The sequence below is a fragment of the Snodgrassella sp. W8132 genome, from assembly GCF_016100865.1.
In the GTDB taxonomy this organism is placed as follows: domain Bacteria; phylum Pseudomonadota; class Gammaproteobacteria; order Burkholderiales; family Neisseriaceae; genus Snodgrassella; species Snodgrassella alvi.
This window is the reverse complement of record NZ_JACFRQ010000001.1, coordinates 11,369-24,077: the sequence shown is the minus strand read 5'-3', so window position 1 is coordinate 24,077 and position 12,709 is coordinate 11,369. Positions and strand designations below refer to the sequence as shown.

The 12,709-nt window shown below is 42.5% G+C and carries 8 protein-coding genes; 3 read left to right on the top strand and 5 right to left on the bottom strand.

Annotation, left to right across the window (positions count from 1 at the left end; genetic code table 11):
• The first annotated feature begins 74 nt into the window (after positions 1-74).
• Positions 75-1,697 (top strand): glycosyltransferase family 39 protein, encoded by a 1,623-nt coding sequence (locus tag H3U82_RS00110; RefSeq protein WP_232336084.1) that lies wholly within the window; start codon positions 75-77, stop codon positions 1,695-1,697.
• A gap of 5 nt (positions 1,698-1,702) precedes the next feature.
• Entirely contained in the window at positions 1,703-2,452 is a 750-nt protein-coding gene (gene ubiG, locus H3U82_RS00105) for a bifunctional 2-polyprenyl-6-hydroxyphenol methylase/3-demethylubiquinol 3-O-methyltransferase UbiG (RefSeq protein ID WP_198208694.1), read from the top strand.
• A gap of 75 nt (positions 2,453-2,527) precedes the next feature.
• Here ubiG and H3U82_RS00100 read toward each other — a convergent pair whose 3' ends face one another.
• From H3U82_RS00100 to H3U82_RS00090, 3 genes are read right to left on the bottom strand one after another with little or no spacing between them, the layout of a single operon-like run.
• Positions 2,528-2,965, bottom strand: a complete 438-nt coding sequence (locus H3U82_RS00100) for an SCP2 domain-containing protein (RefSeq protein ID WP_198208693.1) — start codon at positions 2,963-2,965, stop codon at positions 2,528-2,530.
• Positions 2,952-3,875: a U32 family peptidase gene (locus H3U82_RS00095; RefSeq protein ID WP_198186460.1), complete on the bottom strand. Its 924-nt coding sequence runs from the start codon at positions 3,873-3,875 to the stop codon at positions 2,952-2,954. Before H3U82_RS00095 ends, H3U82_RS00100 begins: the two co-directional genes overlap by 14 nt.
• Before the next feature lie 16 nt (positions 3,876-3,891).
• Positions 3,892-4,902 (bottom strand): peptidase U32 family protein, encoded by a 1,011-nt coding sequence (locus H3U82_RS00090; RefSeq protein ID WP_198208692.1) that lies wholly within the window; start codon positions 4,900-4,902, stop codon positions 3,892-3,894.
• A gap of 339 nt (positions 4,903-5,241) precedes the next feature.
• Here H3U82_RS00090 and H3U82_RS00085 point away from each other — a divergent pair, with 339 nt between their 5' ends.
• The gene (locus H3U82_RS00085) at positions 5,242-5,754 is read left to right on the top strand and encodes a ClbS/DfsB family four-helix bundle protein (protein ID WP_198208691.1); all 513 of its coding nucleotides are present in this window, start codon (positions 5,242-5,244) and stop codon (positions 5,752-5,754) included.
• Between the two features lie 1,130 nt (positions 5,755-6,884).
• On the opposite strand, the gene H3U82_RS00080 is transcribed toward H3U82_RS00085, so the two are convergent.
• Together H3U82_RS00080 and H3U82_RS00075 are read right to left on the bottom strand one after the other, a co-directional pair.
• Positions 6,885-7,061 carry a hypothetical protein gene (locus H3U82_RS00080; RefSeq protein ID WP_198208690.1) on the bottom strand — a complete coding sequence of 59 codons (177 nt, stop codon included), beginning with the start codon at positions 7,059-7,061 and terminating at the stop codon, positions 6,885-6,887.
• Positions 7,062-7,087: 26 nt separating this feature from the next.
• Positions 7,088-12,709: hemagglutinin repeat-containing protein (locus H3U82_RS00075; RefSeq protein ID WP_198208689.1), on the bottom strand; the 5,622-nt coding region annotated here is incomplete at its 5' end.

Here is a 12,709-nt window from a genome sequence, read left to right as displayed (position 1 = left end):
GTTGATTTATCATTTATTGCAGTCAGAATCTCATGCTTACCTATACCCCCGCAAAATCCGGCAGTTCACCTCACATGAACAAAAAACGTTCATGGCTGCTGCTGTTACTGGTATTTGTGTGGCTGTGGCCGGGTGTACTGCATCATGATTTATGGACACCGGGTGAACCCTATCTGTTTACTACCGTCAGTCAGTGGCAAACTTCAAACTGGGCAGTTCCGACTATTTTTGGTGACATAAACTGGGAAGCTTCTCCCTTATATACATGGCTTGCTGCCTTATGTCAGCATTTATTCAGCCCGAAACAGATGGATGTCTATGAAGCCACCCGTCTTACCAATGTTATCCTCATAGTACTCACGTTTTCCTGTATTGGCGGTTCTGCGCGAGAATTTCTCGGGCGAGGCTACGGCCGGATTGCGGTACTGATTTTATTAGGATGTACCGGCCTGCTGATACCGGCACACTTTATTAACGACAGCATGATTCTCTGTCTTGGTGCATCCATGTGCTGGTATGGTTTTGCGCTGGCGGAACGGCGTATTATGATGGCCAGCATGATGCTCGGCGGCGGTCTGGCCGTTCTGTCTTTAACCGGCAGTTTACTCTGGCCGCTATTGCTGATTCTGATTGCATTCAGTCTGCTGCTGCATTCGAAATGGCAAAGCCGGCGCTACCATCTGGTATTACTCATCTCCCTGCTCTGTGCTTTACCGCTGATGCTGATCTGGCCACTGGCCTTACATCAGACCGCTGCCAATATATTCAATTTGTGGTGGCAATACCATGCCCTCGCACCATTCGGCGGTTTCCGCCATTTTGAGGCACATTTCTCACTTGGGTATTACCTGAAAAATCTAATCTGGTTTGCTTTTCCTGCATGGCCATTAGCCATCTGGACAGCCACACGCTGCAAACTGAACAATCTGCGCTGGGGTATTCTCGGTATTATCTGGCTGAGCCTGTCTCTGCTTGTATTTGCTCTGCTGCCACAGCAATATCAGGATTTATTAGTATTTCTCCTGCCACCGCTGGCTGTATTAGGAGCAGCACAGCTGGATGCCCTGCGTCGCAACGCCATAGCATTTCTCAACTGGTTCGGCATTATGGCTTTCGGCTTTCTGGCTGTATTTCTCTGGCTGGGCTTTATTGCCATGAATTACGGCTGGCCGGCCAAACTGGCCGAACGGGCAGTTTATTTCAGCCCGTACTACCGCTACGATGTAAACTACTTTCCGGTAATTGTTGCCTGCGTACTGACTCCATTATGGCTATGGGCCATTACCCGCCAGCATATCCGCGGCAGACAGGCAGTCACCAACTGGGCTGCCGGCGTATTACTGGTATGGTCACTGCTGCTTACTCTGTTCTTACCATGGCTGGATGCAGCCAAATCCGCCCGGCCGGTTGTCCAGCAAATGCAAAACAGTCTGAGCGAAGAACAACAACAGGCTTTTATTAATATGCATGACTGCATCAGCGTTAACCAGAATAGCTTTAGCATGCGTATTGCATGGCAGCAATATAGCTGGATTCCTCTGCTGCCGGATAATCCGCACTGTAACTATCGTCTAATCAGCAGAGACTCCAAAACCACTCCGCCGCCTGAATGGCATGAAATCTGGTCTGGTGCCCGTCCGCGTGAAAAAAACAACATCATCGCCTTGTGGGTTAAATCCACTGCAACAAAGGAATAACAATTATGAATACTCCAGTAGAGCAACAAACCAGTCTGCCGGCCGCACCCGCCAACGTTGATGCCGGCGAAATCGACAAATTCAGCCAGCTGGCACATAAGTGGTGGGATAAAGAGAGCGAGTTTAAACCTCTGCATGACATTAATCCCTTGCGGCTCAGTTTTATTGATAGTTATGCCCGGCTGGCCGGTAAAGATGTACTGGATGTAGGCTGTGGCGGCGGAATTCTGAGTGAAGCCATGGCAAAAGCCGGTGCCAGTAGCGTTACTGGTATCGATTTAGCCAAAAAATCCCTGAAAATCGCCCAGTTACACGCTATGCAGGAACATGTCGGCAACGTAAGCTACCGTATGGTCAGTGTAGAAGATTTAGCCGCAGAAATGCCGGCCGGCTTCGGAGCAGTTATCTGTATGGAGATGCTGGAACATGTACCCGATCCGGGCAGTGTAGTGCATGCTTGCGCACAATTAGTCCAACCTGGCGGCGTAGTTTGTTTTTCCACTATCAACCGCAATATCAAATCATATATGCAAGCCATCATTGCAGCAGAATACATCTTGCAACTGATGCCGCACGGCACCCATGATCACCGCAAATTCATCACGCCGGCAGAACTGGCACGCCTGTGTCGTCAGGCTGGTCTGGAATGGCTGGGTAGCAGTGGCTTTACCTACAACCCGTTAACCAGACGCTATCACCTTACCGACAGTCTGGATGTCAATTACATGATTGCCTGCCGCCGTCCTTTAGATTAATAACAGCCTGTTTAAAAAGCCGGTATCATAACCAGATACCGGCTGCTGTAACAGTTCCTGAATCACCGCCTGTAGCTACTGCCCTACCAGTGACTTCATAACAGGAACAGTCGACCAGTCAATACTGTCGAGCAGATTTTTTACCACCAAGCCCAGTTCTGTATCACCCTCGATTTTCAGCCGGCGATTGAAAAACAGCGTATCCGGATCTTCCTGCCGCAACAGCATCTTCATAAAATCGGCGGTATTGGCACTCAGACACAAATCCACCACATCAGCGGTACCAGCAGCCATAAAACGCTCGTTACTGGCACTGAAACATAAATCCAGCCCCAAATCTGATATCACAATCCGGAAATGACGTCCGGCCAGCAAAGACATATCAGCTAGTAATATCTCTCTTCTGAGTAACTGATTTAAGGTATTAACCAATACCCATGCCGGTGGTTTTGCCGGCAGTACTGAAATTATCTTTTTCAAAAATACCGGCATTACTTTATCAGGCACCTGCATGTATCATCCCTTCGCATTGATTAATTCCGGCTTTACCATGCCAGTAACCATCCACCAGTACATCACCTGCATGCATTTTAAGCTCAGATAAAGCAGAAGTTGCCTTTTTTGCTCCGTCCAGAACCTGCTGATGCAATTCAATCACTTCCGCCATATACTCTTTTTGCGGAGAAATTCTTAAATACTTCACACCAATAGCCATCAGCTGCTGATAACTGGCGAGTAAAGAATGATAGCCGGCAGACATTGTCTGAATCCCGTTAATAGTCAGAAAAGCCTGTTTTTCGCGTGTATTCAGCAGCAGACCATCAGCATGTTCCAGACATTTAAATTCACAACTGTCTTTTTTCAGATTGTAATGCCGTGCGGTAAAACAGCGTGAAGAATAAGCCAATGGCAATTTTCCCCAGCCAAATACCTCACAGGTCATATCCGGCACTGCTGCAATCATCTTGGCCAGCCGGTCTGCGCCCAGCTCAACCGGAGCAATCCAGCGATAAGCCCCCAGCGACTGCATCAATGTCAGCGTCTGCTCGTTATAAATATTTAGTGCCTGCCCCGCAACAAAAGGAATTCCCTTTGCATGCAGCAGCCTCACCGCAGCAAGATCATTAGCCTCTACCTGAAAATCAGCTTGTTCTGTCAGTTTACGCAGCCGCTTTAAATCAGATTCACTCTCCAGCAGCACCTGTGATGATAAAATCACCTCATGCCCGCTGGTAGCAACATCATGAGCCAAATCAATCCAGTCGGCTACTTTCAGCTCCTGCCGGCGGGAACATACCGTCTCACCCATATAAACCGTTTTTAGTGGCTGCTCAGCCATCTGCCGGTAAAAATCCACAATCTGCTGCTTATGCCAGAAAAACAGAATCGGCCCTAACGATAAAGCCAGTTTACCCTGTTGCATCATCTACATTCCCTTATCATTTCCACGGCCGGTTATAAGCACCCAGCGTTACCTGCTGGCCTTCTGAGACTTTGGCCAGTGCCTGCTGCCACAACGGATTAACACTGAACTGTTCCGGACTTTGTATTGCCATATCCAGAGCCTGCCGTAATACCTTAGTGACCTGAGCTGTATAGGCCGGACTGCGCTGCCTGCCTTCCACCTTAATCGCCGCCACACCGATTTCCAGCAATTGCGGCAAAATTTCTATAACATTCAGACTGGTTGGTTCTTCCAGCGCATAATATGTTTCCTGATTTACCTGAAACCGCCCTTTGCATAAAGTCGGATAACCGGCCGGCTCATCCACACCATACCGGTCAATCAGAATATTATTCAGCCGCGCATCCATCCCGTTGTTATGCTGCTCCCAGCGAACATATTTTGCCGGTGAACACACACCGAAAGTATTAGGCGACTCTCCCGTCACATAACTTGAAAGCAGACAGCGTCCCTCTACCATCACACACAAACTGCCAAACCCGAACACCTCAATTTCCACAGAAGTATGTTTAATTACCTGTTCCACCTGAGGTAAAGTCAGCACCCGCGGCAATACCACTCGTCTGATACCGAACAACTCCTGAGCCAGATTAATCGCCTCATAATTCGTAGCCGACCCCTGTACCGACATATGCAATGCCAGCTGAGGATGTGTTTTTCGCGCGTAAGCCAGCATCCCCAGATCAGCCAGAATAACCGCATCCACGCCCAGCTCGGCCGCTGTATCCACAGCCTGCTGCCATTTCAGTACATCGCCGGCCTGTGCATAAGTATTAATTGCCATCAGCACCTTACGTCCGTACCGATGTGCATAAGCAATTCCCTCAGCGGCTGACTTATAGTCAAAATTCAGACCGGCAAAATTACGTGCATTAGTTGCATCCTTCAGCCCCATATAAACCGTATCCGCTCCATGGTCTACTGCCATTTTCAGCGCCGGTAAATTACCTGCCGGGCACACCAGTTCAGGTATTTTCCTACTCATCTGTTTTCACCAACCCCATAAATAAAAACATCAATCAGCAGGTATCAATACCTGCACAAATGCAGGATTAAAACATCTAATACAATCGAATTTATTGACAATAAACAAGCAAAAATTAAATCAAAATATTTTTAATATTTATTTAACCAATAGATACATAAATAAATAAAAAGTTTAATAAAAATAACAGTGAACATAAGAATGATTGTCTAAATAAGCTGCCTTTTGCCGTAGTTTTATTTTCCGAATCACCATAGCGCTTCCATTTATCTGCCACAAAATATGTTATGCTGTACCGCATAGTTCATATAGTTAATGTCTGAAGGTAGGGAGAACCAAATGGCAATACCAGAATCTAAACAGGAACTAATTGAAGCAATTAACAAAAACTATATACTACTGACCAAAAAGCTGGCTGCTGTACCTGAACAGAAAGCCTATCTGCTTCTGATGGAAGGCCATGCTAAAGGTACAATGATGAGCGCTGCACAGCTTGTGTCTTATTTAATTGGCTGGGGAGAACTGGTACTGTCATGGCATAAACAGGAACAGTCAGGGCAGAAAATTGCTTTTCCGGAAGCAGGATATAAATGGAATCAACTGGGATTACTGGCACAAAAATTCTATCGTGATTATCAGGACATCACCGATTTCAAACAGCTACTCTCTCTTCTGGAGACCAACAAAAAGAATCTGATTTCACTTATTGATAGCTTTAGTAATGAAGAGCTGTATGGCTCGCCCTGGCATGAAAAATACACACGCGGACGCATGATTCAGTTTAATACCTCCTCCCCTTATAAAAATGCCACAGGACGATTGAATAAATTATTGAAACAAATTGCCGAATAAGCTTATTTATTTTTAAAATTTATCAAAATATTCATATAGGTTAAATTATATCATCTTAGCTTATTTTTATGATATAAGAATATTATTAGCTTTAATGTCAATATTCTTATTTTATTTACGCAAAACAGTTATTATTTTAATAGAGTTTCTTTTAATTTCCTCAGTCATTTAACTTTTATTCTTAGCTATTTTTAATAATGATCAAAATATTATCCTGTAAAACTACCATGAATTATAAATTTCAACTATTTTCTGAATAAATAATTAAATTAAATTCAGGACTGATATATCAGACTATCAATACTTACATTATTAATTTTTACTTTTTGTTTTGAACTCAAATTTCAATTGTTGCTGTTGCATTACAGAGTAAGTTGCATATGTAGGTATTCCGCGTTTTTTTATACTCAGAACAAATATGTTGTTCATCATTTAAATTTTTTTATTACTGCTCTCTCTCTGCATATTCACTATTCTGCAAGTTTATTACACGGCAATCGCTCAGACATATACTGATACCGACAAATATAAGTAAACAGATTATAGCGATTCATTTCTGCCTAAGTTGCTTTTCTTCAAATGCAAAATAGCGTTTGCCATTGATTTCATGAATCAGTATCTGCATGGTTCTGATTATTTTTTGCGTTATCCAGACAGATATAACTTCTAAAGCAGAATTATTAACAGCAACATACAAATTACCGTAGGCTGATTACAGATTTTATTCTGCTACATTTCTAAAGACGTTTCTTAGTCACGGTAAATATCTGGATTAGAAGCTACTACTGTATTGCCATATATAGTTTTGTGTAAATCCCAGATACGGATCACTTTACTACAATTACAGACCGGAACTGCTACTCCTGTACCGAGGGTTTTCTGTAACAAATTGCACGCATTATCTTTTTGCTAAATTTCTAGCATACTTTTTTGAATCCTTCAGTATTCTTAAATTCATTATGGTTATGCGAGGCATCATTACTGTCTTTTTTCTCAGCCTCGCATCTGTTCATTGATATCCTTTCAATAATCATGCTCAGTTAGTTTATCGGAAATGTTTTTTAATTACAAAATCCGGATAGCCTTTCCTTATTTGTACAATTTTTCAGAATTTTTTATATATCAGCAAATTATAAACCATGCTGACGTGGTGTAACTCGATTTTCTGTCATATCACGATACAGAATTTTTAAATCCAGATTATCGCTCCTTAAATCTCTTACACCACAGATCACATCAGATTCCTGTTGTTGTACATTGGTATGGCCAATAGCATCTATCTTCTGATAGCTCCGGAAACATAACAAATCTTTTAAGTTTCATTGTTATATTCCTAATATATTCCTAATTGGTATAATACCTTTAACAATTTTGAGTTCAGTACTCCGCCGAAATCAACTCCATCAAAAAACACATTATCATAGGAAACATTATTCTTTATTTCTCCGGTTTTCTTGTCAACTACTGTTTTGGGCGATTTTAAGGCATTGGTCAGATTTTCTTTACGTATTTTATCGGCTGCCGACTTTAATGTATTTTGTGTAATAGCTTTCTCTGGATTAATGGTCAGTATATCGACTACTGTATCCAGTAAGCGCCGCTGATATTGCAATTTATAAATTTCTTCATACAGTGCAGTTTTCTTTTCTTCTGATGTTTCTTTTTTGATTTTTTCCCTCAGCTCTGCCTGTTGAGAATCGATATAAGAGTTAATTAACTTATGGCTGTTCTGACGGAATTCTTTATTAACTTCTACCTGAATATTTAATTCATTAAGTACTTTTTCCTTATCAAAGTTGTTAGCCAGATAACCGGCCTTATCGGCATAATCTTCGCTGCTGGTGTCAGTGTGAATAGCGGCTATGGCCTCTGCTGAGGTTTTATCGGAATTCTGCTGCTGAGCTGCTTCATCAGTAATGACGATATTTTTGGTATTAATACCACTATGTGTAGTACTGCTGTCGTGACCACTGTCATGCCCCTCTCCGGATGAGTAGCTGCCGGTAAGCTTCTTAGGGGAATTCAGATTCAAACTGCCACTGACATCAATACCGTTACTGCTACCACTGTAATCGCTGTAATTTTTGATGTCACTGCTGGTAAGACTGCCGGTAATCAAGCTGTTTTTACCTTCTGCTTCTGCGGCACTGGCAGAGGTGATGATCGCCCCTTTCAGATCTGTATTGCCTTTAACTTTAATCTGATAGCCATTATTTCCAGCTATGATGCCGCTCTGTTCGGTTACACTGGCATAATCTGCCTTGATTTTGTTATCACTATAGCCGGCTGAACCGGTTGGAATGAAGTTTGAGTCTACATTTATTTGTCCGCTGACATTCTGCTGTTTACTCTGATATTCCGCTTTGTCCTGAAGGCTGGCTATGTTCAGCTCAGCTGCATCTATGCTCACGCCTTTACCGATTACTTGCGCACCTATGATATTGGTGGCGCCGCCACTGCTAAGGCTGGTATTGCTACTGTTGCTGCCGACATGACTATTACGATTGCTTGTCCCTTGTCCTTCGCCACCACCTTTACCCAGATTGACCCCGCCAGTAATACCCAGAGATGTACCACTGGAGCCCAAACTGGCAGACACTCCGGCATTCCAGCCACTGGATTTATTGCTGCTGCTCTCATTGTGGCTTTGTTCGGCTGCGCGCAGATTAATTTGATTATCTGCCTGTAAATGGGTGCCTTTGTTGCCTGCTACATCTGATCCGATGATATTGATATTGGAATCTTTGCCTGCTCCGGTTGCCAGCAGATTGACTGTTCCTCCGGCATTAATCCGGCTGGCTGAGGCCACCTTATCTTCTGTGTGATTCTCCAAACGGGACTTCTGCTGACCGAATGTTATGCCGACATTAACATCCTTAGGCTTTTTGGGATTACTGATAATATCACTGGCCGCTTTATATGTGTCCATTCCAGCATTAAAGACAGCTAAGGCATTAACACGATCATATTTACTTTTATTTATACGCCCAATTGCATCTTTGGCTTTTTTGACAGAACCACCCTTAGAACTATTTACACTTACTGTAACACCACTTTGCTTCATAGTGTGCACATAATCAGTGCTGTACTGATCCTGAGCTGCCAGCACATTAATTTGTTTAGCCACAACAGCCACATTACCTTCAGTGGAAGCAACAGTACTGCCGCTTTGCGTATAATGATTACCGGCAATAATTGTGGTATCACCTTTCAGACTACCAACATTGCTGCCGCTATGGATAAGGGAATTTCCGGCAATGTCATCGGTTTGTTTCTGACTGCCGATAAAGATACCAGAACCTCCGCTCTTCATCAGACCGGATTTTTTTCTGGCATGATATTCCTGTTCCTGATACTGATTTTCTGCCGCCTCGATTTTAATATCACGACCGGCATGTAATACTGTCTGATTATCTGCAATAACATTGCTGCCGCGGATACTAATATCCTGTTCACTGCCGATACTGACATTACTACCAGTAATAGTACTGCCTACTGCTTCATCATTATGTTTCTGATATTTATCTATGCTTTTTTTAGTGGACAAAATTCCTTTTGTTTTATTGTAATGAGCTTCATCCAGATCCGTTTTTGCCCTGCCCTCGGTAATGTTAACTCCTTCCTTACCATAAATATTAATATCACCATTAATACTGTTAATATCACTCTGCCGGATATTAACTTTGTTGCCATTTAATGAAACATTACCATCAGCAACAATCTGAGTACCGCTTTCATTTTTATGATCCAGCGCCAGATGGTTTCTGTCACTGAGTTCACCATATCCGGAGTGGCTTGCTGTCTGAACTGTACCCAGATTAACACTTCCGTTACTGCTGGCCAGCTGAGTCCGTCCGTTGGTTGCCGTATTAACAATATTAGCACCATGAAAATTCAGATCATCTACACTATTAACCGCCAGAATTCCATCTTTACTGCCTGTTACATATAGTCCTGCCACACGATCAATCACGGTACCGCCATTGCGCTCATCACCGTGCGTTGCCGTGGTAGTGTTAACATTTATACGTTGTGCCTGCATGCCAAGCACATTCTGTGCCTGAACGGTACCGCCATTAATATCAATATTATCAGTTGCATTAAGCAGCACATTTTGCCCGCTAATCAGACCACTGTTACTAAGATTATGTGCACCCAAATCTACAATTCTGCGACCGGCCACTGTTCCCTGATTATTAATATCCTTATTAGTATGCAGACTGATATTATCAGCACTGATTAATGCACCGGCTGTATTCAGATCTCCGTCGCGTACCATCAGATATACCTGCGGAACCAGTACGGTTTGCTGACTTCCATCAGGCATGGTTACAGTCTGACTTACCATCCAGACAATATCACTGGTCAGGCGCGCTATCTGATCGGCACTCAGAGCAACTCCCGGTACCAGTCCCATAGTTTTTGCCATACTTATGCCGGCATCCATTAATGCCTTATATTCATCTTCATCACTGTCATATCCTGCAAGGCGGCGATAACCGGTTAACCGATCTATTTGTTCATTAATCAGTCTTTGTTCGTAATAACCGTCCCCTAAGCGCTTCTGTATTTTTTCCGGATTCTGACCTAGCGCTTCTAACAAATAATTGCTACTAAGCCATTTATTTTTATTGGTAAATGCTGGATCGGTTTCAACCAAATAACCTTTATTATCCGGATCAATATGATACAAACTATTATTAGGTAATTTATTATTCAGGCTGGTAAGTGTTTTAACATTGGGTACATTTGCACTATCAGTTTTATTATCACCTACAGGCTGATTATTGGCTGACATGTTGTGATTGTCTGTATTATCAGCATTGACATTATCTTTAACTGAATTATTGCTTGTAACATTGTCTGTATCTGTATGCTTACTATTGGAACTGCCAATAGATGTACTACCCGTATGTACACTTCCTGCATTCTCTATGTTACTGGTATTATTATTTACTCCAATAATGGTATTGTCCTTAAAATCAACTTCCGTGTGTTGCTGGATAATGCTGACAGGTTGTTCAAGATCAATAGTCGTGGTTGTGGTCTCATTTATCTTACCTCTTTCTTCTCTTTTATAGATATCATGCTGGAACACCCAGCCACTTTTACCTTTTTTATATCCGCCTACTGTACCAGTATCAACAACACGCTGCTGACCTTTACTTTCAATATTATCCAGCTGTAACGAATCTGCACCAGTCAGACTACCGCCTACCAGAATCCGGCTGTTATTATTTTCCCAATAATTGCCGCTTATATTTAAGTTACCGCCAATAATAATTTCACCCGGACTGCTTTCACTGACACGTTGTTTATAAGTTTTGCGATTGAAATCCCACCACGTGATACCGGTTTTTTCCGCTCTGGCCATAGGACGGCCATCATTAAAATAAAATTCAGAATGTTGTTTTTTAATCTTTCGTTCATTAAAATGCCCGTCCACTCCCTCTGTCCATTTCTCTGTCTGGCCGGGGAATAAATACTGTTGAATATGCTGCTCAGGATTTGCCAGATATTCTTCAAGAGTGAAATGATTATTCAGATTACGTAATTCATTTACGGCAATATTTCCATTTCCTTTTGCCTCAATACGCGCACTGCTGTTTATCAGACTATCAGCCATTCCGGAAGCATGATATTGTTTGTCCAGCTTTCCGCCAATAGCAAGATCACCTTCACTGAGTAAATAGCCCTGCTCCTTATTAACTATATCTCTGGCACCTATATCCAGCTGCTGGCGTGCAGCAATAATTGCTGCCTTAGTCTCATTACCCGTTATTTCTTCTCGATTTAACAGACTGCCGGTACCTATCGCCACATGGTCTCCGTAAATGCGTCCGGTACCAACGTTATCTACAAGGTTTCCAGCTTGAATCAGAGTCAGACCATTACTGTTTATCAGACCTCGGTTAATTACACTGTCCTGCACATTTAATTCTGTATGCTTATTACTCTGAATAGTACCGGCTGCCTGATTATCTATCCGGCTGGCATCAATAATAACACTATTACCGATAACATTATGATTATTAATTATTTTGCCATTACTATGCAATTTCAGACCAGCATTAGCACTTATATTCCCGTTAATATTAAAATCATCTGTTAAATCTATAGATGCATCATGACCGGCAGCTATACCGGCATCGTCAGTACTGGCATAATCCAGTTTTTTTGCCTGTAAATTTAAATCATTTCCGGCAAGAATTTTACCGTTTTTGGTATTATCAATTTCCAAAGTATTATGCAGCTGATCATGAATATTTACATTATCTGCGCTACTGATTTGTCCATACTGATTAAGCAGTTTCTGATTGATTTGTGCATTTAGCTGCTTATTGGCGCGGATGTTACCAGCAGTGTTATCGATACTGTCTGCTGTGAGATCAATACTGTCTGCATCTATACTGCCATTATTGCTGTTATCCAGTGTCGATGCTTGAATTACTGCACCTTTACCAGCCTGAATCTGACCGTTTGCGCTGTTATTTAATACCAGATTGCCTGGTCCATCAGCATTTAGCAGTAATTCTTCATTACTTACAATATTTCCGCCTGTGTTATCCAACTTTTCGTCAATCTGCGCCTTTAACTGTTTACCTGCCTGAATGATACCTTCTGATTTATTCTCAACGCGGGCTGCTTTCAGATTCAGATTCTTCTCACTGCTTATTATTCCTTTATTATTATTTTTAATACTTTCCGTATTTAGATAGGCATCTTTACCGGCTATGATTTTTCCGCCGTTACTGTTATCAACAGCCAAATGGCTTTCGCCTTCACTGTTGAGCAACACATCTCCGCCACTGCCAAATTCTCCGCCCTGATTATTCAGGCTGCTGCCAATCTGTGCCTTTAACTGCTGATTTGTCCGGATAGCTCCGGCAGCATTGTTTACACTGTCTGCTGTCAGATCAATACTGTCTGCATCTATGCTGCCATTATTGCTATT

Excerpts from the sequence above, each read along its gene's own strand:
- H3U82_RS00110 (WP_232336084.1), top strand. The coding sequence starts at position 75 with ATGAACAAAAAACGTTCATGGCTGCTGCTGTTACTGGTATTTGTGTGG.
- ubiG (WP_198208694.1), top strand. The coding sequence starts at position 1,703 with ATGAATACTCCAGTAGAGCAACAAACCAGTCTGCCGGCCGCACCCGCC.
- H3U82_RS00100 (WP_198208693.1), bottom strand. The coding sequence starts at position 2,965 with ATGCAGGTGCCTGATAAAGTAATGCCGGTATTTTTGAAAAAGATAATT.
- H3U82_RS00095 (WP_198186460.1), bottom strand. The coding sequence starts at position 3,875 with ATGCAACAGGGTAAACTGGCTTTATCGTTAGGGCCGATTCTGTTTTTC.
- H3U82_RS00090 (WP_198208692.1), bottom strand. The coding sequence starts at position 4,902 with ATGAGTAGGAAAATACCTGAACTGGTGTGCCCGGCAGGTAATTTACCG.
- H3U82_RS00085 (WP_198208691.1), top strand. The coding sequence starts at position 5,242 with ATGGCAATACCAGAATCTAAACAGGAACTAATTGAAGCAATTAACAAA.